Source organism: Streptomyces sp. SD31 (assembly GCF_052068475.1).
Lineage (GTDB): Bacteria > Actinomycetota > Actinomycetes > Streptomycetales > Streptomycetaceae > Streptomyces.
The window spans coordinates 162,216-184,150 of record NZ_JBQHCX010000005.1; the positions used below are offsets into that span (position 1 = coordinate 162,216).

Annotated in this window: 20 protein-coding genes and 1 pseudogene; 12 read left to right on the forward strand and 9 right to left on the reverse strand. The window is 70.5% G+C overall.

Going from position 1 to position 21,935, the window contains the following annotated elements; translation table 11 throughout:
* Positions 1-14: 14 nt before the first annotated feature.
* Positions 15-1,286, forward strand: a complete 1,272-nt coding sequence (locus tag ACTMVF_RS12780) for an SAV2148 family HEPN domain-containing protein (RefSeq protein ID WP_441271351.1) — start codon at positions 15-17, stop codon at positions 1,284-1,286.
* Between the two features lie 142 nt (positions 1,287-1,428).
* The gene (locus ACTMVF_RS12785) at positions 1,429-2,151 is read left to right on the forward strand and encodes a 3'-5' exonuclease (RefSeq protein ID WP_441271096.1); all 723 of its coding nucleotides are present in this window, start codon (positions 1,429-1,431) and stop codon (positions 2,149-2,151) included.
* A 47-nt stretch (positions 2,152-2,198) separates the two neighbouring features.
* On the opposite strand, the gene ACTMVF_RS12790 is transcribed toward ACTMVF_RS12785, so the two are convergent.
* Both ACTMVF_RS12790 and ACTMVF_RS12795 read right to left on the reverse strand, forming a co-directional pair.
* A complete protein-coding gene (locus ACTMVF_RS12790; protein ID WP_441271097.1) occupies positions 2,199-2,768 on the reverse strand; it encodes a YbaK/EbsC family protein in 570 nt (189 codons plus the stop codon).
* Complete coding sequence (locus tag ACTMVF_RS12795) at positions 2,687-3,730, reverse strand: DMT family transporter (RefSeq protein WP_441271098.1); 1,044 nt, start codon at positions 3,728-3,730, stop codon at positions 2,687-2,689. Before ACTMVF_RS12795 ends, ACTMVF_RS12790 begins: the two co-directional genes overlap by 82 nt.
* Positions 3,731-3,822: 92 nt before the next feature.
* On the opposite strand from ACTMVF_RS12795, the gene ACTMVF_RS12800 reads away from it, so the two are divergent.
* Complete coding sequence (locus ACTMVF_RS12800) at positions 3,823-4,746, forward strand: LysR family transcriptional regulator (protein ID WP_441271099.1); 924 nt, start codon at positions 3,823-3,825, stop codon at positions 4,744-4,746.
* A gap of 132 nt (positions 4,747-4,878) precedes the next feature.
* Positions 4,879-5,922: a vWA domain-containing protein gene (locus tag ACTMVF_RS12805; RefSeq protein ID WP_441271100.1), complete on the forward strand. Its 1,044-nt coding sequence runs from the start codon at positions 4,879-4,881 to the stop codon at positions 5,920-5,922.
* A gap of 92 nt (positions 5,923-6,014) precedes the next feature.
* On the opposite strand, the gene ACTMVF_RS12810 is transcribed toward ACTMVF_RS12805, so the two are convergent.
* Positions 6,015-6,878 (reverse strand): phosphotransferase enzyme family protein, encoded by an 864-nt coding sequence (locus tag ACTMVF_RS12810; RefSeq protein WP_441271101.1) that lies wholly within the window; start codon positions 6,876-6,878, stop codon positions 6,015-6,017.
* A gap of 171 nt (positions 6,879-7,049) precedes the next feature.
* Here ACTMVF_RS12810 and ACTMVF_RS12815 point away from each other — a divergent pair, with 171 nt between their 5' ends.
* The 5 genes and pseudogenes from ACTMVF_RS12815 to ACTMVF_RS12835 all read left to right on the forward strand — a co-directional run bounded on the left by ACTMVF_RS12815 (position 7,050) and on the right by ACTMVF_RS12835 (position 11,887).
* Positions 7,050-7,985, forward strand: coding sequence for a carbohydrate ABC transporter permease (locus ACTMVF_RS12815; protein WP_441271102.1), 936 nt, complete (start codon positions 7,050-7,052; stop codon positions 7,983-7,985).
* Complete coding sequence (locus ACTMVF_RS12820; protein WP_441271103.1) at positions 7,982-8,815, forward strand: carbohydrate ABC transporter permease; 834 nt, start codon at positions 7,982-7,984, stop codon at positions 8,813-8,815. Before ACTMVF_RS12815 ends, ACTMVF_RS12820 begins: the two co-directional genes overlap by 4 nt.
* On the forward strand, positions 8,815-10,098 hold the full coding sequence (locus tag ACTMVF_RS12825; RefSeq protein ID WP_441271104.1) for an ABC transporter substrate-binding protein: 1,284 nt from the start codon (positions 8,815-8,817) through the stop codon (positions 10,096-10,098). Before ACTMVF_RS12820 ends, ACTMVF_RS12825 begins: the two co-directional genes overlap by 1 nt.
* Before the next feature lie 180 nt (positions 10,099-10,278).
* The gene (locus ACTMVF_RS12830; protein ID WP_441271105.1) at positions 10,279-10,572 is read left to right on the forward strand and encodes a hypothetical protein; all 294 of its coding nucleotides are present in this window, start codon (positions 10,279-10,281) and stop codon (positions 10,570-10,572) included.
* Between the two features lie 63 nt (positions 10,573-10,635).
* A pseudogene (locus tag ACTMVF_RS12835) lies at positions 10,636-11,887 on the forward strand (glycosyltransferase).
* Positions 11,888-11,951: 64 nt separating this feature from the next.
* Here ACTMVF_RS12835 and ACTMVF_RS12840 read toward each other — a convergent pair.
* Complete coding sequence (locus ACTMVF_RS12840) at positions 11,952-14,219, reverse strand: MMPL family transporter (protein WP_441271106.1); 2,268 nt, start codon at positions 14,217-14,219, stop codon at positions 11,952-11,954.
* A gap of 377 nt (positions 14,220-14,596) precedes the next feature.
* Between ACTMVF_RS12840 and ACTMVF_RS12845 the strand changes: the two genes are divergently transcribed.
* The 3 genes from ACTMVF_RS12845 (at position 14,597) to ACTMVF_RS12855 (ending at position 16,804) form a co-directional block, all read left to right on the forward strand.
* The gene (locus ACTMVF_RS12845) at positions 14,597-15,145 is read left to right on the forward strand and encodes a DUF1697 domain-containing protein (protein ID WP_441271107.1); all 549 of its coding nucleotides are present in this window, start codon (positions 14,597-14,599) and stop codon (positions 15,143-15,145) included.
* Positions 15,138-15,509, forward strand: coding sequence for a nuclear transport factor 2 family protein (locus tag ACTMVF_RS12850; RefSeq protein ID WP_441271108.1), 372 nt, complete (start codon positions 15,138-15,140; stop codon positions 15,507-15,509). Before ACTMVF_RS12845 ends, ACTMVF_RS12850 begins: the two co-directional genes overlap by 8 nt.
* Positions 15,510-15,781: 272 nt before the next feature.
* Positions 15,782-16,804, forward strand: coding sequence for a ketopantoate reductase family protein (locus ACTMVF_RS12855; protein ID WP_441271109.1), 1,023 nt, complete (start codon positions 15,782-15,784; stop codon positions 16,802-16,804).
* A gap of 16 nt (positions 16,805-16,820) precedes the next feature.
* Here the strand turns inward: ACTMVF_RS12855 and ACTMVF_RS12860 are convergent, their stop codons facing one another.
* From ACTMVF_RS12860 to ACTMVF_RS12880, 5 genes are all read right to left on the reverse strand, one after another.
* On the reverse strand, positions 16,821-17,573 hold the full coding sequence (locus tag ACTMVF_RS12860) for a sirohydrochlorin chelatase (RefSeq protein WP_441271110.1): 753 nt from the start codon (positions 17,571-17,573) through the stop codon (positions 16,821-16,823).
* Positions 17,574-17,579: 6 nt separating this feature from the next.
* Positions 17,580-18,470 carry an ABC transporter permease gene (locus ACTMVF_RS12865; protein ID WP_441271111.1) on the reverse strand — a complete coding sequence of 297 codons (891 nt, stop codon included), beginning with the start codon at positions 18,468-18,470 and terminating at the stop codon, positions 17,580-17,582.
* Positions 18,457-19,245, reverse strand: coding sequence for an ABC transporter ATP-binding protein (locus ACTMVF_RS12870; RefSeq protein WP_441271112.1), 789 nt, complete (start codon positions 19,243-19,245; stop codon positions 18,457-18,459). Before ACTMVF_RS12870 ends, ACTMVF_RS12865 begins: the two co-directional genes overlap by 14 nt.
* 41 nt (positions 19,246-19,286) lie before the next feature.
* Positions 19,287-20,390 (reverse strand): aliphatic sulfonate ABC transporter substrate-binding protein, encoded by a 1,104-nt coding sequence (locus ACTMVF_RS12875; protein ID WP_441271113.1) that lies wholly within the window; start codon positions 20,388-20,390, stop codon positions 19,287-19,289.
* A gap of 208 nt (positions 20,391-20,598) precedes the next feature.
* Positions 20,599-21,933 carry a sulfate adenylyltransferase subunit 1 gene (locus ACTMVF_RS12880; protein ID WP_441271114.1) on the reverse strand — a complete coding sequence of 445 codons (1,335 nt, stop codon included), beginning with the start codon at positions 21,931-21,933 and terminating at the stop codon, positions 20,599-20,601.
* Positions 21,934-21,935: the final 2 nt, after the last annotated feature.

Consider the following 21,935-nt stretch of genomic DNA (forward strand, 5'->3'; position numbering starts at 1 on the left):
CGTTGGGACGGGGAGTGCTCGGGGGAGCGGAAGGCGGTGCGCGGGTGGGCTCGGGAGGGCTGGAGTTGCCCCCTGGTGACGAGGGTCACGAGGGGAACTCCACAGACGTCCCGCCCGGCACGGTGTCCCTGGCCAGGCCGATGGAGACCAACTCCATCGGCCCGGAGCTGGACTGGGACACCGACGCCTGGCGCGAGGTGCGGACACGCGCCCAGCGCGCCGGCCGGGCCTACATCTGGCTGAACCTCGTAGAACAGCGGTTGCGCGCGGTCGTGGCCGCTGTTCTGCGCCCCATCTACGAACCCGTCCACGGCCAGGACGACTGGGTGGTCGCGGCGGCCGGGCCGGCCGGCCAGGAGTGGGTTCAGCGTGCGGTCGCGGTACGCGAAGTCAGCCGCCGCAAGGGCTACTTGCTCGACCCGGCCGACGACAACGTCCTCAGCTTCCTCACGCTGCCGCAGCTGCGCGAGCTGATGGTGCAGCACTGGCCGTGCTTCGAGCCGTACGTCGACGACCGCCGGGACGTCGAACTCGCCCTGGACGAACTGGAAGTGACCCGGAACGTCGTCTCGCGCAACCGCGCCCTGTCCGAGGCGGTCCTGAACCAGGCCGAGCGGGCCTCGGCACGTCTGCTCGAGATCCTCGGCGCGGGCGGCGACGTACCCTCCGCGCGCCGGCTGCCCGTCGACGCGGTCGAGGACCTGGTCGGCGACCGGTACGCCGACGTGGTCGCCGTGCACCCCGACCGGGTACGGCTGCTGCGCCAGTTCCCGGCCGAGGACATCTTCGGCGGCGCGCGCCGGCTCGACGCCATCGGCATCGGCCTCAACCTGCTCGTCCAGAACTTCTCCGGGCGGCGCCTGGTGCGCCTGGCCGAGTCCGGCTGTCGGGTGCGGCTGCTGTTCCTGAACCCGGCCTCCAGCGCGGTGAAGCGGCGCGAGCGCGAACTCGGCATCAAGCGGGGCGAGTTGAGCCGGGCGGTCGAGATGAACATCCTGCACATGCGCCGGGTGCGGTCCCGGCTGCGGGACCCGGGCGCCTTCGAGATCCAGGTCTTCGACGAGACGCCCCGCTTCACGGCGTACCTCGTGGACGGTGACGGCACCGACGGCATCGCGGTGGTGCAGTCCTATCTGCGGCGCACACGGGGGCTGGAAGCGCCGGCCCTGGTACTGCGCAACGGCAGCAGGGTGGTCAAGTCGGACGAGATCGACCCAGGTGGGCTTTTTCCGACGTATCGCGAGGAGTTCGAGCTCATGTGGGCGGATTCGCGCCCGGTGTCCTGAACTGTCGCACTGCGGAAGCGCCGTCTCACCGCGGAAGCGCCGTCTCACACCGCATAAGCGGAATGCGGTCCTCTGATTGTCAGTGGCGCATGGGAGGGTGGAGACCACTGGGGGAAAGCACCACCAAGAAGGGGGACCGCCCATGGGCTGGCACCGGGAGCTGCTGATCGGCTTCGACCTGGAGACGACCGGGACCGATCCGCGTGAGGCGCGCATCGTCACGGGGGCCGTGATCGAGGTCAGGGACGGACAGGCCCTGGGGCACAGGGAGTGGCTGGCGGATCCGGGCGTGGAGATCCCGGCGGACGCGGTCGCGGTCCACGGCATCAGCAATGAGCGTGCGGCCGCCGAGGGCAGCCCGGCCGACCAGGTGGCGGATGCCATCGCCGACGTCCTGGTGACCTACTGGAAGACAGGCGTACCGGTCGTCGCCTACAACGCGGCCTTCGATCTGAGCCTGCTCTCCGCCGAACTGCGGCGGTACGGACTGCCGTCCCTGCGCGACCGGCTGGGCGGCCCGGATCCCGCACCGGTCATCGACCCATACACGATCGACCGCTGGGCCGACCGCTACCGCCGGGGCAAGCGCAACCTGGAAGCGGTCTGCCGGGAGTACGGCATCTCCCTCGACGCCGCGCACGACGCCTCCGCCGACGCCCTCGCCGCGGCCCGGCTGGCCTGCGCGATAGCCACCCGCCACCCCAAGATCGCGGCCCTCGGGCCGGCGGAGCTGCACCGCCGCCAGATCGAGTGGTACGCCGAGTGGGCGGCGGACTTCCAGAAGTTCCTGCGCCGCAAGGGCGACGCGACCGCGGTGGTCGACGGGACGTGGCCGCTGAGGGAGCCGGCGGGGGAGACGGTCTGAGAACAGGACGCCGCGTGCTGTCCTGATGCCTGGCGCAGCGCCCTCCGTCAGAGCTGTGGCGAGGCGACCGCCTGTGTCGCCGGCGCTGCGATGCGCTCGATGCGGGGCTTGGCCAGCCGTGCGTAGTCCGCTCCCGAGATGAGCAGGGAGCGATCGAGCCGGGCCGCGTTGAAATACAGCCTCGGCTGGGCCACCACGTCCGGGTCGGCGACCAGTTCGAGGTCGGGATCGAAGCTGAACGGCAGGACGGTGCCGGGAACGGCGCGGGCCAGCCGCTCGGCCGTCTCCGGCTCGCTGAACCCGACGTAGCGCGCGGCGAACAGCGCCTTGACGGCGTCCAGGTCGACCCGTCGGTCTCCGGGGACGACCGCGAGGACATGACGTGTGGTGCGCCGGTCCACCTTGACCCGCAGCACGATGCACTTCGCGGCCTCGGAGGCCGGGTGGCCGCGCAGCGCGCAGACGGCCTCGGTGGCGCCCTCGGGCTCGTGGTCGAGGAGGCGGTAGCCGACGGAGGAGGAGTCGAGCAGGGAGATCAGGTGGTCGTAAGTGTCGTGCTGGGTGGGGCCGTCGTGGGCGCCGTCGTAGCTGCGGTTGTCGTAGGTGGGGTCGGGCATGCGGAGTCCTTGTCTGCGGGGTCGGGGTCCCTGTCGAGGGGGTGCGTCGAGGTGTGGCGTGCGGGGTGGCGGGGTTCCGGTGCGCCGCGGTGCGCCCGTTCCACCGCCTGCCCCCAGTACGTGCCGGCGAGCATCAGGGCCGCCCCGAGACCGGTGAGCGCGGTGAGGTGCTCACCGCCGAGCGCGATGCCCACCGCGACGGCCCAGACCGGCTCCGTGCCCAGCAGCAGGCTGGCCCGGCTGGCGGAGGTGCGCTGCACGGCCCAGGTCTGCGCGAGGAAGGCGAACACACTGCAGAACAGGGCGAGATAGACCAGCTGGGCCCAGGTGGCCGGGGCCGCGTGAGCGAGCGTCGGCAGGTCGTGGGCGGCGGCCGGCAGGAACAGGGCCGTGCCGACGAGGGTCTGCACGGTCGTCAGGTGCAGTGGGCGGATCGCCCGCCCGGTGGTGAAGCGGCCGACCAGTGCGACATGCCCGGCCCGGACCAGTGCGGCGCCGAGCATCAGTAGGTCGCCGAGACGGGGCGCGTGGAAGCCGTTGCCGGACATCAGCAGCCCGACGGCCAGGACGCACACGCCGGTCGCGGCGAAGAAGGAGACGGGCAACGCGCCGCGGCGGCCGCCGCGGTCGAGGAGCGGGGTGAGGACGATGGTCAGGCTGATGATGAGCCCGGCGTTGGCGGCGCTGGTGTGGGCGACGCCGTACGTCTCCACGAGCAGCACCGCGGCCTGGGTCACCCCCAGGGGCACACCGGCCCGTAGTTCGGCACGCGTCCACCGGCGCGCCTCGCGCCCGCGGGAGGCGACGACGCCGAGGCAGGCGAGCGCGGACAGGGCGTAGCGGGCGAAGAGCACCAGCAGGACGGGGAGCGCGGCAGTGGCCGTCTGGGCCGAGAGATAGCTGGAGCCCCAGACGAGCGCGACAAGGAGGAGTACCGCATCGGTACGGCGGACGTCGGACACCCGCATACGGTGCACCGACGGCGACCCTGAAGCCCAGTACCAGTCTCTAAAACGATCTTTTAGAAGCCCTACATCGTCCCTACACTGAGGCGATGGACGAACGGCAGCTGAGGATCCTGCGGGAGCTCGGCGAACTGGGCAGTGTCACGGCGGTCGCCGAGGCGCTGCTGGTGACGCCGTCGGCGATCTCCCAGCAGCTACGGCTGCTGCAGCGCGCGATCCCGGTGCCGCTCACCGAGCGGCAGGGGCGCCGGCTGGTGCTCACCGACGCAGGACAGGCGCTGGCCGGAGCGGCCGTCGAGGTGGAGACGGCGCTCGCGCGGGCGCGGCACACGGTCGAGGAGTTCGTCGAGCGGCCGGACGGGGAGGTGTCGGTGGCGGCGTTCCACAGCGCGGCCACGGCGTTCTTCCCGCTGCTGATCCGCGCGCTGGCCGGGCCGGGCAAGCCGGTGCCGAGGCTGGCCGACGAGGATGTACCGCAGGAGGACTTCCCCCGGCTCACCCGGGAATACGACATCGTCCTGGCCCACCGCCTGGACCACGCCCCGCCGTGGCCGGACACGGTGACCGCGACGACGTTGCTGCGCGAGCCACTGGACGTGGCGATGCCCGTCGATCACCCGCTCGCCGCCAAGCGTCGCGTCACCCCACGCGACGTGGCCGAGGAGCAGTGGATCACCGTGCACGACGGCTTCCCGGTCCTGGCGGTCATCGAAGCCGTCGCCGCCGCGGCCGGACGCCGACTCCATCTGGCCCACCGCATCAACGAGTTCGCGGTGGTGGCCGAGGCCGTCGCGGCCGGCGGGGGCCTGGCCCTGATGCCCCGCTGGACGATGCGCCCACACCCGGCGCTGGTCCTGCGCCCCCTCAGCGGCGTGCAGGCGCGACGCCATATCGACGCCCTCTACCGCCCCGAGCGGACGGCCAGGTCGGCGGTCCGCACCGTATTGACCGAACTGGGCCGCGCGGCGCGCAGGATCCAGAGCCGGGACAGTGACGGCAGGGCGACGCCCTGAATGCTGCCCCGGCCCGGGCGCTCCGGCCCGGCCGCCCCGGCCGCCTGGCACGACAAGATCGATTGTCAGTGGTGGGTGAGAACATCGAAGCATCGAGTCGAAAGCATCGAGTCGAAAAGAGGGGGAGCCGTCATGTCCGTAAGCCAGAACTACATCAATCACGTCGCTCTCGTGCTGGATGCCAGTTCGTCCATGTCGCACCTGAGCCGCAAGGTCGTCGAAGTCGCCGACCAGCAGATCGCGTACCTGGCCCGCCGATCGCAGGAGTTGGACCAGGAAACCCGCGTCACGGTGTACGTCTTCGCGGACACGGTGGAGTGCGTCATCTACGACAAGGACGTGCTGCGGATGCCGTCCCTGAAGCAGCTGTACCGGGTCGGTGGAATGACGGCGTTGCTGTCGGCCACGCTCAAATCGCAGCGGGAGCTGGCGCAGACGGCTCAACTGTACGGCGACCACAGCTTCCTGACGTTCGTGCTCACCGACGGGCAGGAGAACGCAAGTCATCGCTGCCCGGACGCCCGTAGCAGGGATCCGCGTGAACTGGTCAACGGCGTGGCCAAGTTGATCGCGACACAGGAGGACAACTGGACGCTGGCCGTCCTCGTGCCGGACCAGATGGGCAAGCGCGAGGCCATGCAGTGCGGGTTCCCGAAGGACAACATCGCCATCTGGGACGCCACGAGCACCCAGGGTCTGGAGGAGGCCGGGCAGGTCATCCAGCAGGCCACCGAGAAGTTCATGATGGGCCGCGCCCAGGGCATCCGCGGATCACGGGCGGTGTTCTCCACAGGTGCGGACGTGGTCAACAAGGACACCATCAAGGCAGCCGGACTCACCCCGGTGGATCCGTCGGAGTACCAGCTGATCCCCGTGGCTCGTGACGCCGGGATCCGGGACTGGGTCATCGAATGCGGGCACACCTACCGCACCGGTGGGGCGTTCTACCAGCTGAGCAAGTCGGAGAAGATCCAGGCGCAGAAGCAGATCGCAGTGCTGGAGAAGAAGACGGACCGGGTGTACACGGGGCCCGAGGCCCGAGCCCTGCTCGGCCTGCCGGACGTGGAAGTCCGCGTCAAGCCCGACCACAACGACGACTTCACGATATTCGTGCAGAGCACCAGCGTGAACCGCAAGCTCGTACCGAACACGCGGCTGCTGCTGATGCTCGCGTAAAGCATCCGGGCGACCACCGGAACCGGGGCGAGGGTGCCGACGGTGCGGGTGGCCGTGTCCTGACGCGCTGTTTCGCGGTCAGAAACAGGCGTTCAGAACGAATGCCACCGCACCGTCTCATCGCCCTCTCTCAGCGAAGCCACCCGGCGACGGAACTCCGCCAACGCCTTCGGATTGCTCGGCGCATGCTGGGCCACCCACGCACAACTGGCCGTCTCCCGAGCCCCCCGCAACACCGAGCAGCCCTCCCACTCCCGCACATCCCAGCCGTACGTCTCGACGAACGAGTCGTAAACCGCCGCAGTCAACCCGTACCGAACCCGTGAGAGCGCCATGACCACCAGGTCGTGCTCCCGCAGATCCGCCGAGAAGGTCTCCAGGTCGACGAGAACCGGCCCGTCCGGGCCGACATGGACGTTGCGAGGGAGGGCGTCACCGTGAATCGGCCCCGGCGGCAGATGCGGCGTCAGCGCAGCCGCGGCCGCGGCGAACCCGTCCCGCCGCTCCCGCAGATACGCCGCGTCGGCCGGATCGATCGCGTCGCCTGCCAGCCGCAGCCACCGTTCCACGCCGCCCAACAACTCACGGGGCGGCAGTTCGAAGGACGGCATGGGCAACGCGTGCACGAACCGCAGCAGTTCGGCCAAATCCCGTGGCTCGGCGGGCCGTACCGGATCGGGCAGCCGGTGCCACACGGTCACCGGGTGTCCCTCCACCAGCAGCTCCTTGGGCTCGGCCGCCCGGACCGCCGGCACGCCCGCCTCGGCCAGCCACTCCGCGACGTCCAGTTCGCGCCGTGCCCGGCCCAGGAGTTCGGCGTCGCGGCCCACCTTGACGACCAGGTCACCGGCGGCGAACACCGCGTTCTCGCCCAGGGCGAGCAGTCGCGCGTCCCGCGCCGGGACGGGTCCCACCCCCGCCGCGGCCAGTACGTCCCGCGCCCGTGCCTCGTCCATCGCCCGCCTCCGTGTGGTCGTACGCCTCCAGGAACAGCGTCGGATTCCCGCCATCCCTCGCTCAGTCTCGCATTCGCACAGGTCGGAGCGCGTGCGCGCTGCCTTGACGGGGCAGAGCGCCTTCACGACCATGACGGGGCCCATCCCGAGCGGCGCAAAGGGGCTGATTCCGTGACGACGGTGACGGAGGCGGAGAGGCCGGTGAGACGCCCGCCGGGTGGCACGAGGCGGCGGCGCGTCACGGATCACGGCGCCTGGTTCCTCGTACTCCCCGCGCTGATCCCCATCCTGATCCTGAGCGTAGGGCCCCTGCTCTACGGCATCATGCTCGCCTTCACCGACGCGCAGTCCGGGCGGACCCAGCCCACCCAGTGGATCGGCGGTCTCAACTTCCGGGATCTGCTGCACGACACGCTGTTCTGGGAGTCGTTCCGGATCGGCCTGGTGTGGGCCGTCGGCGTCACCGTGCCCCAGTTCCTGCTGGCGCTCGGGCTCGCCCTCCTCCTCAACCAGGACCTGCGTCTGCGCTGGCTGGCCCGCGCTCTGGCGATCGTCCCGTGGGCCATGCCCGAGGTCGTCGTCGGTGTCATGTGGCGGCTGGTCTACAACCCCGACGCGGGCATCCTCAACGAGACGCTCCGCGACCTGGGCCTCGGCGACGGCCGCGACTGGCTCAGCGGGCTCGGCACCGCGCTCCCCGCCGTCATCGTCGTGGGCGTCTGGGCGGGCATGCCGACCACGACGGTCGCTCTGCTCGCCGGTCTGCAGAACACCCCGCGCGAGCTGCACGAGGCGGCAGCCGTGGACGGCGCCGGCGCCTGGCGCCGCTTCCGCACGGTCACCTGGCCCGCCCTCAAACCCGTCGCCCTGTCCATCACGGCACTCAACCTGATCTGGAACTTCAACTCCTTCGCCCTGGTCTACGTGCTCACCAGCGGCGGGCCCGGCGGCCGCACCCGGCTGCCCATGTTCTTCGCCTACGAAGAGGCCTTCCGCTACGGGCAGTTCGGCTATGCGGCGGCGATGGGATGCGTGATGGTCGCGGTGATCTCGGTCCTCCTCGCCATCTTCCTCGTCGGCCGGCTCAGGGGAGGTGACGAGTCATGAGGACCAGCACCACGGGCCGTATCGGCCAGTACGCCGCCCTGCTCGCCTACCTCGTCTTCCTCGCCTTCCCCTTCCTCTGGCTGATCTCCACCGCCTTCAAGCCCCCGCGCGAGCTCGGCAGCCTGCACCCCACCTGGATCCCGAAGGACCCCACCCTCGCCAACTTCCGGCAGGCCTTCGACGAACAGCCCCTGCTGCACGCCGCCCTCAACTCCCTTGTCGCCGCGCTCGGCGCGGCCCTGATCGCCGTACTGCTCGCGACCCCGATGGCCTACGTCATGGCCCGCCGCCGCACCCCGCTCGCGCGAGCGGCGACCGGCTGGGTGATCGTCAGCCAGGCGTTCCCGCTGGTGCTGTTGATCATTCCGCTGTTCCTGGTGCTGAAGAACCTGCGGCTGATCAACTCGGTGCCGGGGCTGGTCATGGTCTACGTGGTGTGGGCGCTGCCGTTCGCGCTGTGGATGCTCGTCGGGTACGTCCGCGCCGTGCCGCCCGAGTTGGAGGAGGCGGCGGCGGTCGACGGGGCCGGGCGGGTGCGGACGCTGGTGTCGGTGACCGCGCCCCTGCTCGCGCCGGGGATCGTGGCGACGGGGCTGTTCGCGTTCGTCACGGCGTGGAACGAGTTCTTCTTCGCGCTGGTGCTGCTGAAGACGCCCGAGAAGCAGACCCTCCCGGTCGTCCTCACTCACTTCATCGGCGCGGAGGGCGTAGCGGACCTCGGCCCGCTGGCGGCGGCCGCCTTCCTGGCGACCCTTCCCTCACTGGTCGTCTTCGCGATCATCCAACGCCGCATCACGGGCGGCATGCTCGCCGGGGCGGTGAAGAACTGATGCGTACGAGAGTGCTGTTGCCCCTGGTCGTCCTGGCTCTGCTGCTCGCCGGATGCAGTGGCGACGACGGTGGCGGTTCCGACGGCCGTGTCACCCTGCGCTTCCAGTCCCTGGCCTGGCAGGAGGAGTCCGTCGAGGTCAACAAGGAGCTGGTGAAGGAGTGGAACGCCCGCCATCGCGACGTCAAGGTCGAGTATGTGCAGGGGAGTTGGGACAGCGTCCACGACCAGCTCCTGACCTCCTTCGAGGGCGGTGAGGCGCCCGACATCATCCACGACGCCTCGGACGACCTCGCGGACTTCGCGTACGGCGGCTACCTCACCGATCTCACCCACCTGTTGCCCGAGCGGCTCAAGTCCGATATCCCGCAGCACAGTTGGGACACGACGACCTTCGGCGACGGGATCTACGGCGTCCCCTTCCTCCAGGAGCCGCGCGTCCTCATCGCCAACGAGAAGTGGCTGAAGGAGTCCGGCGTACGGGTCCCGACCACCCAACGCCCATGGAGCTGGCCCGAGTTCCGAAGGGTCACCGAACGGCTCAGCGGCGACGGCAAGTACGGCGTCGCCTGGCCGCTGAAGGAACCCGTCTCCGCCACGCTCAACCTGTCACTGTCGACGGGCGGACAGCTCTTCCACCGGGGCGCGGACGGCAAGGTCACCATCCGGTTCGGCGAGGGGGACGAGGTCGTGCCGCGCACGATCCACGACCAGGCCGACACCGACCGCAGCGCCTCGCCCACCACCCTCGGCAGCGGCGGCTCGGACACCCTGCCCGGCTTCTTCGGCGGCAAGTACGCGATGGTGCCGCTCGGGTTCTCGTACCGTCAGCAGATCGTCCAGCAGGCGCCGCAGGGCTTCCAGTGGCAGGTGCTGCCCGCCCCGGCCGGCGCCGACGGGCTCACCCAGGGCGTCAGCCCGCAGACCCTGTCCGTCGCCGAGGACAGCCCGCACAAGAAGGAGGCCGCCGAGTTCATCGACTTCCTGCTCCAGCCCCGGAACATGGTCCGGCTCGCCCTCGGCGACTGGATGCTGCCCACCGGCACCCAGGCGCTGAAGGACCCCGCCCTGCACACCACGGAGAACGGCTGGGCGACCGGCACCGCCCTCGCCGCCCACCTGCGCTCGGCACCCGCGCAGTCCGTGCGGGGCTACCCGGAGTGGAAGGACAAGGTCGCCACCCCCGCGTTCCAGGAGTACTACAGCGGCGCCATCGACCTCGGTGAACTGCGCGAACGCCTGGAGGAGGACGGCAACTTGGTGCTCGCCCGCTATCAGCGCTGAGCCGTCCGCCCGCTCGCCCGCCCGCAGTCCTGCACGCCCGCAGTCCTGCACGCCCGCAGTCCCGCCCGCCCGCGAGCCCGCAGGCCCGCCTGCCCTCACGGCGCGGCGGGCCCGGTGATGTACCGCCCGTCCTCGTCGTACGGCCAGACATTGGGCACGCAGCCGTGCATGCCCTCGGGCATGCCGACGCTCGCGCCGGACCCGCGAGCCACCCCGGCGGCCACCTACGGTCCCCCGCCGGAGGAGTCCTCCACGGACGGCCCCGTCGAGGTGACCACCAGCGACAAGGGTGTGTCCATCGAACTGGCCGCCGAAGCAGGTGAGTTGTCCGGCCTTGAGGTGGACCAGCTGACCTGCACGACCCTCGGGGTCCAGCGCCTCGCGGACCCGGTGCCGAGCCCTCACCGAATGACCGTCACGGGGCCGGACGGCCGACAGATGGAGGGGAGCGGCGCGAGCTGTCCCGAGCGGTGACGTCGGCGCTTCCCGGGGAACGGAGTCGCACCATCCGCGGAATCAAGGCGCACCAGCCGCGGAATCCAGTTGCACGAGACGTCTCGTCTCGCCTACGGTGGGGCCCATGACCAGTCGCCCCGCCCACATCGCCATGTTCTCCATCGCCGCCCACGGCCACGTGAACCCCAGCCTCGAAGTGATCCGCGAGCTGGTGGCGCGCGGGCACCGGGTCACCTACGCCATTCCGCCGCTGTTCGCCGAGAAGGTCGCCGAGACCGGTGCCGAGCCGAAGCTCTGGAACTCGACGCTGCCCGGACCCGACGACGACCCCGAGGCATGGGGGAGCACGCTCCTCGACAACGTGGAGCCGTTCCTCGACGACGCGATCCAGGCCCTGCCGCAGCTCATCGAGGCATACGAGGGGGACGAACCGGACCTTGTGCTGCACGACACCGCCTCCTACCCGGCCCGTATCCTCGCCCACCGCTGGGGTGTCAGGGCGATCACGCTCTCCCCGCACATGGTCGCCTGGGACGGCTACGAGGAGGAGGTCCTCGAACCCATGTGGGCCGAGCCGAAGAAGACCGAGCGCGGCCAGGCGTACTACGCCCGCTTCCAGGCCTGGCTGGACGAGAACGGGATCGACCTGGACCCTGACTCCTTCGGTGGCCGACCCGACCGCTCGCTCGTCCTCATCCCCAAGGCGCTCCAGTGGAACGCCGATCGGGTCGACGAGAGCCGCTACACCTTCGTCGGCGCCTGCCAGGGCGACCGCTCGGCGCAGGGCGACTGGCAGCGGCCGGCGGGCGCGGAGAAGGTCCTCCTCGTCTCCCTCGGCTCCGCCTTCACCAAGCAGCCCGGCTTCTACCGCGAGTGCGTCAAGGCCTTCGGTGATCTGCCCGGCTGGCACATGGTGCTCCAGATCGGCAGGCACGTCGACCCGGCCGAGCTGGGCGCTGTCCCGGCCAACGTGGAAGTGCGGGACTGGGTACCGCAGTTGGCCATCCTGAAGCAGGCCGACGCCTTCATCACGCACGCGGGCGCCGGCGGCAGCCAGGAGGGACTCGCGACCGCCACGCCGATGGTCGCCGTACCGCAGGCCGCCGACCAGTTCGGCAATGCCGATGTGCTCCAGTCCGCCGGCGTCGCCCGCCATGTCCCGACGGAGGAGGCCACCGCTGAAACCCTCCGCGAGGCCGTACTCGCGCTCGTCGACGACCCCGAGGTGGCCCGGCGTCTGAAGGACATCCAGGCCGAGATGGCCCAGGAGGGCGGTACCCGGCGAGCCGCCGACCTCATCGAGGCCGAACTGCCCGCCCGCCGGGCCGAGTAGGCGACGTACGAGGGCCCGTTGACTCCCCCGGAGTCAACGGGCCCTGCTCGTCGGGCGGGTGGGGTCAGACCGGCACCCGCTCGCCCTCGTCGTCCCGAGCCGCGCTCCGCGTCACGGCCTCGGGCGCCTCGTCGTGCGTCAGGTCGGGCAGCCGGTTCAGCCACTTCGGCAGGTACCAGTTGCGCTCGCCCAGCAGCGCCATGACCGCCGGGAGCAGTACACCCCGGATGATGGTCGCGTCGATGAGGACCGCGGCCGCGAGGCCCACACCCATCTGCTTCATGGATTGCATGGACAGCGTGCCGAAGATCGCGAACACGGCGACCATGATGACCGCGGCGCTGGTGACGACCCCGGCCGTGGTGACCACCCCGTGCTGGATCGCCTCCTTCGTCGTACGGCCGCGCAGACGAGCCTCGCGGATCCGCGAGACCACGAACACGTGGTAGTCCATCGACAGACCGAACAGGATCACGAACAGGAACAGCGGCAGCCAGGTGATGATGGCGCCGACACCCTCCGCGCCCACCAGGGACGCGCCCCAGCCGTGCTGGAAGACGGCGACGAGAATGCCGTACGCCGCGCCCACCGACAGCAGGTTCAGCACGATCGACGTGACCGCGACCGTCAGCGAGCGGAACGACAGCAGCATCAGCACGAAGGCGAAGACCACGACGAAGGCGAAGACCGGGATGACGGCTCCGGCCAGCTGGTCGTTGAAGTCCTTCGAGCCGGCGACCTGTCCGGTGATCGGTGCCTCGACGCCGTCCACCTTGCCGAGCGTGGCGGGCCGTACGTCGTCGCGCAGCTTGTCCAGGCTCGCGCCCGCCTTGTCGAGGTCGGAGCCGCCGACCAGCGGGACGTACACGAAGGCGACGTTCTGGTCGTCGTGCAGCTTGATCTCGACCGGGCCGCGCGAGGCGCCCGAACTGACCGCCCGCTCACGGAAGTCGGCGAGCGCGGACTGCACCTCGGGGGCGTTGATGTCGTCGGCCTTGACGACGACCTCGGCCGGGTCGGAACCGCCCGGGAAGGCCTCGTTGAGCCGGTTGTACGTCTGCACGATCGGCAGCGAGTCGCCGAACTCCTGGTCCAGGGTGAGGTTCTGGGTCTTCATGCCCAGCGCGGGAGCCGCTACGGCGAGCAGCGCACCGGCCGCGACGACGACCGAGATGACCGGCCGTGCGAGCACTCCCTTCAGTACGGCCGTCCAGAACCGGCTCTCGCGGTTGCCGCGTCCGCGGTTGCGGCGGAGCTTGCTCTCCGGGTGCAGGAAGGGAATCTTGCCCTTCTCGACCCGCTCGCCCAGCAGCGACAGCAGCGCGGGCAGGACCGTCACCGACCCGACCATGGCGACCGCGACGACCATCAGCGAGGCCAGGCCCATCGCCTCGAACTCGGCGAGACCGGTGAACAGCATGCCCGCCATCGCCACGCACACCGTGACACCGGAGACGATGATCGCGCGGCCACTGGTGGCGGCGGCGACCCTGAGGGCGGTCTGCGCGTCCCGGCCGGCCTCGCGCTCCTCGCGCTCACGGCGCAGGTAGAACAGGCAATAGTCGACGCCGACGGCCAGACCGACCAGCAGCATCACGGAGTTCGCGGTCTCGCTCATCGGCATCACATGGCTCACGATGCCCATCAGGCCCATCGTCGCCATGATCGCGGTGATCGCCAGCAGCACCGGCAGCAGGGCCGCCACCACCGCGCCGAAGGCGATGAGCAGAATGCCGAGGGCCACCGGCACCGCGGAGTACTCGGCCTTCTGGAAGTCGTCCCCGAACGCGTCGTCGAACGTCTTCATCATGCTGGCGCCGCCGATCTCCTCGATCCGCAGCGACTCATGGTCCTTCTGGACGTCCTCGACGGCCTTCAGCACCGGCTCCACGCGCTCGCCCGCGGTGTCCGACTCACCGCGCATGTCGAACTGCACCAGCGCGCTGCGGCCGTCCTTCGAGATCGTCTGCGTGTCGTACGGCGATGTCACGTCCGTGACCTTGCCGGTGCCCTCGACCGCCTTCACGACCGCGGTGACCGCCGACCTGAACTCGGCGTCCGTGGCCTTGAGGCCGGCTTCCTTCGCCTGGATCAGGACGGTCTCACTGGCCGGCTCCTCGATGCCCGCGTCCTCGATGATCTTGGCTGCGGTGTGCGTCTCGCCCTTCAGCTGGTCGCTGTCCTTGACGTCGACCCGGCCCGCCGCCGAACCGAGCCCCATCGCCAGGACGACGAACAGCACCCAGATGCCGACGGCAGCCCATCGATGGCGGGCGCTCCAGCCGCCGGCGCGGGCGGCGAGTCCCCGCACGCGTGTGTCTCCGTTCCCCATGACGGGCTTGCCCCCTTGATTGCGGTGGCGGCCCCCTGCCGCCCCCTTTCGTTTCGAAGGTATGGGCCGGATAAAGCCATCTCGTCGTGCTGCCCGGTGAAGTACGGCGGCCGAAAGTCATCCGCTCGGCCCCGGGCCCTCCCCACTGGGGAGGATGGGGGTCCCTTACATCTATCGGGGCGGGTCGGGGACGCGGCTCAGGGGTGGGGTCGAGGCGGGGATCGGGGAGGGGCGCGGGAAGCGGATCAGCCGAATGAGGTTGTGCTTCATGCTGACCGGTAAGTAACTTACGGATCTGCGCGGCCGTCGTGCCCACCCCCACGGGGCACGACGGCCGCGTCGGTGTCCGTGTCAGTGGGCCGCCTTATGGTGGCCGAATGACGACGACGTATGCGGCGCTGCTGCGCGGGATCAATGTGGGCGGCAGCAGAAAAGTCCCGATGGCCGACCTGCGCACCCTGATGACCGGCCTCGGTCACGACGGCGTACGCACCTACCTGCAGAGCGGTCAGGCGGTCTTCGCCGCAGACCACGGCGACGAGGAGTCCCTGGCCACGGAGCTCGCGTCGGCGATCGAGAAGCACTTCGGCTTCGCCGTGGACGTGATCGTGCGCGACCACGCCTACCTCAAGGCGATCGCCGACAACTGCCCCTTTCCCGCAGCGGAGTTGGAGCCCAAACAGCTCCATGTCACCTACTACTCCGCCCCGGTCGACGCCGAGCGCTTCGCGGAGATCGACCCGGCCGCCTACCTCCCGGAGGAGTTCCGGCTCGGCGACCGGGCGCTGTACCTGTACGCCCCGAACGGCCTCGGGCGGTCCAAGCTCGCCGAAATTCTGTCGCGGCCCCGGCTCAACAAGGGTTTGATCGCCACCAGCCGCAACTGGAACACCGTCGTGAAACTCGTGGAGATGACCGGTGACTGACGTCCGTACGCCTGCCGTGGAGGCCGCCATCGAGGGCGAACTGCGCCTTCTCCAGCCGGAGGTCCGGTCCTCACCGGAACTGCTCGGGGAGCTGCTGCACCCGGAGTTCCGGGAGTTCGGCGCGTCGGGGCGGGACTGGGACCGGACGTCGATCATCGAGTCGCTGCTCGCGGGCACCGACCCGGGGCCCCGGCCCGTCGTCGTCTCGCGGATGGAGGGCGTCCAGCTCGCGCCCGATGTCGTCCACCTCACCTTCGACACCGAGGACAACGGCCGTCGGGTACACCGCAGTTCGCTGTGGCGGCGGACGGGGGACGGGTGGCGCATGTACTTCCACCAGGGGACGCTGTTCAGCGGAGAGTGACCGCGGAGCCGGCCGCGAGGACCGCGACGACCGCGTCGACCAGCGTGAGGGTCCTCCTTCGTGAGCGACGCGGCGTCGGCGATCTCCGGACCCAGTTGGGTCGAAGGCCAGGTTGTACGAGGCGTGCAGGACCTGCGGGTCGATCAGCCGCCAACTCCCGTCCGGCAGGCGGTACTCGGTGACCCAATGGTCCTCGTACCAGTCGTCGAGGAAGTACGTGGCGAAGCCGCAGCGGATCCGTGCCGGAGTGCTGGGTGTGCGAGGCTCGGCCCATGCGTTACATCATCATCGGGGCAGGGGCGGTCGGCGGTGTCATCGGCGGACGGCTCGCGGGCTCGGGACATGAGGTCGTTCTGGTCGCGCGGGGTGCGCACTTCGAGGCACTGCGGGACCACGGACTGCGGCTCAGGGTGCCGGAGGGCGAGCTGACCCACCGACTGCCGGTCGTCGACGGGCCCGCCGCGCTCGGAGAGCTCCGCACCGACGACGTCCTCGTCCTCGCCGTCAAGACGCAGGACAGCACGGCCGCGCTCCAGACGTGGGGCCCGGCCCCGGTCGCGGGCGGCGGTACGGCCGCCGAGCGCCTGCCGTTGGTCTGCGCCCAGAACGGTGTGGAGAGCCGGCGCCTCGCCCTGCGGCTCTTCCGGCGGGTGTACGGCGTCTGCGTCTGGCTGCCGTCGACCTACGTCGAACCCGGCGTCGTCTCCGCCGCCGGCAGCCCCCTCACCGGCATGCTGCACCTCGGCCGCTACCCCCACGGCACCGACGAGACCGCCCGCCTCATCGCCGCCGACCTGGAGAAGTCGCACTTCGAGGCGCCGGTCGTGGCCGACGTGGCCCGCTGGCAGTACGCCAAGCTGTTGAGCAACCTGGGCAACTCCCTGGAGGCGGTGACCGGGCCCGTCGACACCGAGGAGGCCACGGCACTGTTCCGGCGCGTACGGGCCGAGGGCGCGGCCGTGCTCGACGCCGCCGGGATCGCGTACGTGAGCGCCGAGGAGCAGCAGGCCGTACGGGCCGACAAGATCACCCTCGTATCCCTCGACGGCACCCCGCGCGGTGGCGGCTCCTCCTGGCAGTCCCTCACCCGCGGCACCGGCACCATCGAGGCCGACTATCTCAACGGCGAGATCGTCCTCCTCGGCCGCCTGCACGGCGTACCGACCCCGCTGAACGAGCTCCTCCAACGCCTCGCCAACACCTTCGCGAGGGAGCGGCGGGCGGCGGGCTCGATGCCGGTGGCGGAGCTGGTGCGGCTGGCCGACGAAGCGGGCGGCCCCGCGGACACCGCGTAGCAGCGGACCGTCGCTCTCAGGCGCCCACGGCCGCCAGCACCGGCACCCCGGCCGCGTCGTACCGCTCCAGCAGCACCCGCGCCACCTCGGGCGCGGCCCCGAGCACGTCCGCCAGTACGTCCGCCTCGGCCGCTCCCCGCGCGATGCGGTCCGGGAGAAAGCCCGGGGCCAGGACGTACGGGGCCACGGCCACACGCGCGCAGCCGAGGGCCCGCAGTTCGCGGACGGCTTCCTCGGTGCGGGGGAACCCCGCGGGAGAACCAGCGGAGGCGAACGCAGGCCGCACGGCGCACCAACCGGTGTGCCGCCACTCCCGCGCGATTTCTGCGATCACTGCGATCGCCTCCGGGTCGGTGGACCCCGCCGAGGCCAGCACGACCCCGGTCGAGGACTTGTCGGCGGGCGTCAGTCCCGCCTCGTACAGCCGCCGCTCCAGGGCCGCCAGGAGCAGCGGCGACGGCCCCAGCACCTCGGCCTGCCGGATCCGCAGCTGCGGCGGCGCGTCCCGCAGGACCGCAGGGATGTCGGCCTTCGCGTGGAACGCCCTGGTCAGGAGCAGCGGCAGCGCCACGACGTCGCGGACGCCCTGCGCCGCCAAGGACTCCAGCACCCCTTGCACCGACGGGATGTTGAAGTCCAGGAAGCCGGTCTCCACCCGTACGTCCGGGCGCAGCGAGCGCACCCGGCGTACCAGGGCATGCACCGCCGCGGCATGCCGCGGGTCACGGCTGCCGTGGGCGATGACGAGAAGAACCGGCTTGTTGAACACAGGACTTCAGCTCCTTGCCAGCAGACCGCGGCTGCGCAGCACCCACCGCTCCAGCGGACTGAAGATCAGCAGGTCGATGGCGATGCCGACGACGAGGATGAGCAGGATCGCGAAGAACACCATGGACATGGAACTGTTGTTGCGGCCGTTCTCCAGGAGCTGGCCCAGGCCCACGCCCAGGTCGGGGTGGGAGGCGATGATCTCGGCGGCCATCAGCGAGCGCCAGGAGAAGGCCCAGCCCTGCTTCAGGCCCGCCAGATAGCCGGGCAGCGCGGCCGGCATCACGATGTGCCAGGTGCCCTTCAGACCCGTCGCGCCCAGCGTGCGGCCCGCTCGCAGGAACAGCGGCGGCACCTGGTCGACGCCGGAGACCAGGCCGTTGGCGATGGAGGGGACCGCGCCGAGCAGGATGACGGCGTACATCATCGAGTTGTTCAGGCCGAGCCAGAGCACGGCGGGTGCCACCCAGGCCACCGACGGCAGGGACTGCAGGCCGGACAGGATGGGGCCGATGGCCGCCCGGACGAACTTCACCCGGGCGACGAGCAGTCCGAGCGGGGTTCCGATGGCGAGTGCCATGAGGAAGCCGAGCAGGCCGCGTGAGACGGACGTCCAGATGTAGTCGAAGAGCGTGCCCTGGAGCCAGGACTCGCGGACCTCGCCCCAGACGTCGGACGGCGAGGGCAGCTTGTAGGCGGGGGCGACCTCGGCCCACACCAGCAGCTGCCACACCACCAGGACCAGCGCGATCGCCGTGACGGGCGGCAGCACCTTGCGGGTCAGCGTCTCACGCAGCGGCGTACGGCTCGTCTGGACCGTCTCCAGGGCGTCCAGGCCTGCCTCGACTCCGTCGAGATCCTTGCCGTCCTTGACGGCGGTCGACTCAGTGCTGGCCATGACGGCGGATCTCCCCACGCAGTTCTTCCGTGATCTCCCGGGACAGCTCCGCGACGGCGCTGTCCTCGATGCGGCGCGGCTGCGGGATGCCCACCGTCCACTCGCGCGCGACCCGGCCCGGCCGGGAGGACAGCAGGACGACGCGCTGGGCGAGGCGCACCGCCTCGCGCACGTTGTGCGTGACGAACAGGACCGATACCCCTGTCTCGCGCCAGATGCGGGTCAGCTCGTCGTGCAGCACGTCACGGGTGATGGCGTCGAGCGCCGCGAACGGCTCGTCCATCAGCAGCAGCTTGCTGTCCTGGGCGAGCGCCCGCGCCATGGCGACGCGCTGGCGCATACCGCCGGACAGCTCGTGCACCCGCTTGCCGTACGCGCCCTTCAGCCGCACCAGTTCGAGGAGCTCCTCGGCCCGCTCGCGCCGCTCGGCCTTGGGCACGCCCCTGAGCTTGAGGGCGAGTTCGATGTTCTTGCCCGCGGTCAGCCACGGGAACAGGGCGTGCTCCTGGAACATCAGCGCCGGGCGGCCGTCGGTGCTGATGCTGCCCGCGCTGGGCTCGTCCAGCCCGGCCACCAGGTTCAGCAGCGTCGACTTGCCGCAGCCGGACGCACCGAGGAGGGTGACGAACTCGCCGGGCGCGACATCGAGCGTGATGTCGTCGAGGACGAGCTGCTGCCCGGCCGGGCCGGCGAACGACTTCGAGACGTGGTCGATACGCGCGGCGTGCTCCACGGACACATCCGTGTCGGCGGCCTTGGCGAGGGCGGTTGCCATGGTCGTCACCTCCTGGGAACTCATCGGGATCAGTGCCTTGCTCACGACTTCACGCCGAGACCGGCGTCGTCGACCTCGGGTTCGCCCTCGGCCTTGAGGACCTTGTTCAGCGGCGCCAGGTCGTAGATGCCGGTCAGGTCCGGCTTCTGCAGCAGCCCCGCCTTGACCGCGTGCTCCGCCTCGGTCTCGAGCGTGGCCGCCAGCGGGTCGTCGGTGACGTGGATGGACTGCCACGCCGGGTCGAGCACGTCGGCCGGCAGCGCCTTGCCGGTGTCGGCCTTGAGCTGGGCGTTCGCCGCGGCCTTCGCCTTCTCCGGGTTGGCGTCGATCCACTTGTTGATCTTCACGGAGGCGCGCAGTACGGCTTCCACGGCCTTCGGGTGCTTTTTCAGGAAGCTCTGCGACACGATGACGTTCGTGATGACGAACTTCTTGTCCGGCCACAGGTCGGCCTCGTCGAGGAGCACCTTGCCGCCCTCGGCGACCAGCTTGGACGCGGTCGGCTCGGGCACCCAGGCACCGTCGATGGAGCCGGACCGGTAGGCGTCCGGGACGACCTTGTTGTCGGTGCGGACGACGGAGACGTCACCCTCGCCGCTCTCCGCGTCGACCTTCCAGCCCTGCTCGGAGGCCCAGTTGAGGAACGCCACGTCCTGCGTGTTGCCGAGCTGCGGCGTGGCGATCCTCTTGCCCTTGACGTCCTTCAGGGACTTGATCTTCTCCGGGTTGACGACGAACTTCACGCCGCCCGACGCCGAACCGGAGATGATGCGCAGGTTCTTGCCGTCCGCCTTGATGTAGCCGTTGACGGCGGGGGAGGGGCCGATCCAGCCGATGTCGATGGACTTGGAGTTCAGCGCCTCGATCTCCGAGGGACCCGCGTTGAACGGGACGTACTCCGCCGTCGTGCCGCCCAGTTCCTTCTGGAACAGCCCCTCCTGCCGGCCGACCAGCGCGGTGGCATGGGTGAGGTTCCCGAAGTAGCCGATCCGCACCGAGTCCAGGCCGTCGACCTTGGGCGCCCCCGCGATGGCCTGCTCGGTGTTCTCCTTGGCCTGCGAGCCGTAGCCGCAGGCCGCCAGGGCGAGCAGCGGCAGCGCGGCCAGGACCGCGAGGGTCCGGCGCAGGGCGGGGGTGGCAGGCACGGGAGGGTTTCCTCTCGGTGGCCCGGCGCTCACGCCCTTACCAGGTCGCGGCCGGGAGGTCGGCGGGTTCGTCCGGAGCGGCACGCATGTGGTGCGCGCGGGTCAGCGCACACATCGCGACACTCCGCCCTGCCCGCTGCCGAGGGCGCCGCTGCCGATGCGGCCGCCCTCCTTGGCGAACGTGGAGTAGTAGTCCAGGGCCTTCATGTCAGAAGTCCCACCCGTCGTCCTCGGCCTCGTCCTTGACCGGCTCCGGCGAGGCGAACGACTCGCCGACCATGCCCGCGGTGAGCGTGGTGCCGTCGTTCGGGTCGATCAGGATGAACGAGCCGGTGCGGCGCGAGTCGGCGTAGGAGTCGACCGGCAGCGGCTCGGCGGTGCGGATCTTCACCCGGCCGATGTCGTTGGCGACGAGCTGTCCCGGGTGCGGGTGCAGGGACAGGTCGTCGAGCGTGAGCCGGGACGGGATGTCCTTGACGATCGCCTTGACCGTGCGGGTGCCGTGCTTGAGCAGCACACGGTGGCCGACGGTCAGCGGGGCGTCTGCGACATGGCAGACCGTGGCCTCGATGTCCTGGGTGGTCGCGGGCGCGTCCTTGGTCGGCACGAGCAGGTCGCCGCGCGAGATGTCGATGTCGTCCTCCAGGAGGACCGTCACCGACTGAGTCGTCCAGGCGATGTCGACCGGCTCACCCAGCAGGTCGATGCCGGAGATCTTCGACGTACGGCCCGACGGCAGCACGGTCACCGATTCGCCGACGCGGAAGGAACCGGCGGCGATCTGACCGGCGTAACCCCGGTAGTCGGGGTGCTCGGCGGTCTGCGGACGGATCACGTACTGCACGGGCAGGCGCGCGTGGCAGTGGCTCAGGTCGTGGGTGACCGGGACCGTCTCCAGGTGCTCCAGGAAGGTCGGCCCGCCGTACCAGTCCATGTTCGCGGACGGGTCCACCACGTTGTCGCCGGCCAGCGCGGAGATCGGGATCGCGGTGATCTCCGGGACGCCCAGTTCGAGCGCGTACGCCGTGAACTCCTCGGCGATCGCGGCGAAGACGGACTCCTGGTAGTCGACCAGGTCCATCTTGTTCACGGCGAGCACGACGTGCGGCACCCGCAGCAGAGCCGCGATCGCGGCGTGCCGGCGGGTCTGCTCGACGACGCCGTTGCGGGCGTCGACCAGGATCACCGTCAGCTCGGCCGTCGACGCGCCGGTGACCATGTTGCGCGTGTACTGCACATGGCCGGGCGTGTCGGCGAGGATGAACCGGCGCCGGGGCGTGGCGAAGTAACGGTACGCCACGTCGATCGTGATGCCCTGCTCGCGCTCGGCCCGCAGGCCGTCCGTCAGCAGCGCGAGGTCCGGGGCGTCCTGGCCGCGGCTAGCGGAGGCGCGCTCGACGGCCTCCAGCTGGTCCGTGAGGATCGACTTGGAGTCGTGCAGCAGCCGCCCGACGAGGGTGGACTTGCCGTCGTCGACGGAGCCCGCGGTGGCGAACCGCAGCAGGGTCGTGGCCGAGAGCTCCTCGGTCGTCGTCGTGCTCATGC